The sequence below is a fragment of the Methylophilus methylotrophus DSM 46235 = ATCC 53528 genome (assembly GCF_000378225.1).
Lineage (GTDB): Bacteria > Pseudomonadota > Gammaproteobacteria > Burkholderiales > Methylophilaceae > Methylophilus > Methylophilus methylotrophus.
In genome coordinates this window covers 1-3,345 of record NZ_KB905153.1, presented here as the reverse complement: position 1 = coordinate 3,345, position 3,345 = coordinate 1, and the positions used below count along the sequence as shown (strand labels likewise).

Here is a 3,345-nt window from a genome sequence, read left to right as displayed (position 1 = left end):
CGTTAGTTTAAAAAACTAAGACTGCTCTTTAACAAAATGGAAGAAGTAAAGGAATATAGGTTGTGTGATGACAACTTATATTCAATGGGCGATATTATTTTTTAACCGGAAATAATATCGATTGATTGCAAAATCATAAATATATTAAACGCAAGTTGAGAAGTTTATATTGTTGAGAAATCGATGATGTAGGCGAATCTAACGAGGTTTGATAGTGCTTTAGAATTACCTGTAACGCGTGTCTCATGCACGACGAAATCTAGATTTAAAAGGGTTTAGGTTTTAACGTTATAGGGTCAAGTGAATAAGTGCATATGGTGGATGCCTTGGCGATATCAGGCGATGAAGGACGTGATAGCCTGCGAAAAGCTTCGGGGAGCTGGCAAATAAGCTTTGATCCGGAGATGTCCGAATGGGGAAACCCGGCCGTAAGGTCATTCTCTTCTGAATATATAGGAAGAGTAAAGCGAACCTGGAGAACTGAAACATCTAAGTACCCAGAGGAAAAGAAATCAACCGAGATTCCGTAAGTAGTGGCGAGCGAACATGGAACAGCCTGTTACTTTTAGCAGACGCGATAGTAGAACGGAATGGAAAGTCCGACCGTAGTGGGTGATAGTCCCGTATACGAAATCCCGTTTGTGGAACTAGGGTAACGACAAGTAGGGCGGGGCACGAGAAACCCTGTCTGAACATGGGGGGACCATCCTCCAAGGCTAAATACTCGATATCGACCGATAGTGAACCAGTACCGTGAGGGAAAGGCGAAAAGAACCCCGGGAGGGGAGTGAAATAGATCCTGAAACCGTATGCATACAAACAGTGGGAGCCTCGTAAGGGGTGACTGCGTACCTTTTGTATAATGGGTCAGCGACTTACATTCAGTGGCAAGCTTAACCGATAGGGGAGGCGTAGAGAAATCGAGTCCGAATAGGGCGTCTTAGTCGCTGGGTGTAGACCCGAAACCAAGTGATCTATCCATGGCCAGGATGAAGGTGCCGTAACAGGTACTGGAGGTCCGAACCCACAAATGTTGAAAAATTTGGGGATGAGCTGTGGATAGGGGTGAAAGGCTAAACAAACTTGGAGATAGCTGGTTCTCTCCGAAAACTATTTAGGTAGTGCCTCGTAACTAACTCTCGGGGGTAGAGCACTGTTATGGCTAGGGGGTTCATAAGAACTTACCAAACCATTGCAAACTCCGAATACTGAGAAGTTCAATTACGGGAGACAGTCCATGGGTGCTAACGTCCGTGGACAAGAGGGAAACAACCCAGACCGCCAGCTAAGGTCCCAAATGACGTGCTAAGTGGAAAACGAAGTGGGAAGGCATAGACAGCCAGGATGTTGGCTTAGAAGCAGCCATCATTTAAAGAAAGCGTAATAGCTCACTGGTCGAGTCGTCCTGCGCGGAAGATGTAACGGGGCTAAGCACGTAACCGAAGCTGCGGATACTAGTTTACTAGTATGGTAGGAGAGCGTTCTGTAGGCCTGCGAAGGTGTACTGTGAGGTATGCTGGAGGTATCAGAAGTGCGAATGCTGACATGAGTAGCGATAAAGGGAGTGAAAAGCTCCCTCGCCGAAAGCCCAAGGTTTCCTGCGCAACGTTCATCGGCGCAGGGTGAGTCGGCCCCTAAGGTGAGGCAGAGATGCGTAGCTGATGGGAAACAGGTTAATATTCCTGTACCTCTATACAATGCGATGTGGGGACGGAGAAGGTTAGGTCAGCCGGGTGTTGGATGTCCCGGTTCAAGCGTGTAGGTTGGTTCTTTAGGCAAATCCGGAGAGCTAAGACTGAGACGTGATAACGAGTGAGCTTGCTCACGAAGTGATTGATACCATGCTTCCAAGAAAAGCCACTAAGCTTCAGTTGTATAAGACCGTACCGCAAACCGACACAGGTGGGCAGGATGAGAATTCTAAGGCGCTTGAGAGAACCCGGGAGAAGGAACTCGGCAAATTAGCACCGTAACTTCGGGAGAAGGTGCGCCCCGGTAGCGTGTAGCGATTTACTCGTGAAGCGTGATGGGGTTGCAGTGAAAAGGTGGCTGCGACTGTTTAATAAAAACACAGCACTCTGCAAACACGAAAGTGGACGTATAGGGTGTGACGCCTGCCCGGTGCTGGAAGATTAAATGATGGGGTGCAAGCTCTTGATTGAAGTCCCAGTAAACGGCGGCCGTAACTATAACGGTCCTAAGGTAGCGAAATTCCTTGTCGGGTAAGTTCCGACCCGCACGAATGGCGTAACGATGGCCACACTGTCTCCTCTCGGGACTCAGCGAAGTTGAAATGTTTGTGAAGATGCAATCTCCCCGCGGCTAGACGGAAAGACCCCATGAACCTTTACTGCAGCTTTACATTGGACTTTGACAAGATTTGTGTAGGATAGGTGGGAGCCTGAGAGACGTGGTCGCCAGATCGCGTGGAGGCGTCGTTGAAATACCACCCTGATGTTGTTGAGGTTCTAACCTAGGTCCGTAATCCGGACTGGGGACCGTGTATGGTAGGCAGTTTGACTGGGGCGGTCTCCTCCCAAAGAGTAACGGAGGAGTGCGAAGGTAACCTAGGTACGGTCGGAAATCGTACTGATAGTGCAATGGCAAAAGGTTGCTTGACTGCGAGACGGACAGGTCGAGCAGGTGCGAAAGCAGGTCATAGTGATCCGGTGGTTCTGTATGGAAGGGCCATCGCTCAACGGATAAAAGGTACTCTGGGGATAACAGGCTGATTCCTCCCAAGAGTTCATATCGACGGGGGAGTTTGGCACCTCGATGTCGGCTCATCACATCCTGGGGCTGTAGCCGGTCCCAAGGGTATGGCTGTTCGCCATTTAAAGTGGTACGTGAGCTGGGTTTAAAACGTCGTGAGACAGTTTGGTCCCTATCTGCCGTGGGCGCTGCAAGTTTGAGGGGACCTGCTCCTAGTACGAGAGGACCGGAGTGGACGCACCTCTGGTGGACCAGTTATCATGCCAATGGTATAGCTGGGTAGCTAAGTGCGGAAGAGATAAACGCTGAAAGCATCTAAGCGTGAAACTCGCCTCGAGATGAGACTTGCCTCTGGCTTTAAGCCAGCTAAAGAGTCGTTCAAGACCAGGACGTTGATAGGTCAGGTGTGGAAGTGCAGTAATGCATTAAGCTAACTGATACTAATTGCTCGTGAGGCTTGATCCTATAACCTTAAAACTTAAACCTAAGTCTAAAGGTGTAGTTCAAAGCAATATGATTTGGCAATCATCAAGAAATAAGAAACACACAGTGTTTCATACCCTGCCCATTGAGGCTTGAAAAAGCAAAATCCTTTACTTCTTCCAATTTGTTAAAGCAGGCTGATGCCAAAGT

At 48.5% G+C, this 3,345-nt stretch carries 1 rRNA gene; it reads left to right on the top strand.

Going from position 1 to position 3,345, the window contains the following annotated elements:
* Positions 1-294: 294 nt before the first annotated feature.
* Positions 295-3,177: ribosomal RNA gene (locus F463_RS0113885) — 23S ribosomal RNA — on the top strand.
* Positions 3,178-3,345: the final 168 nt, after the last annotated feature.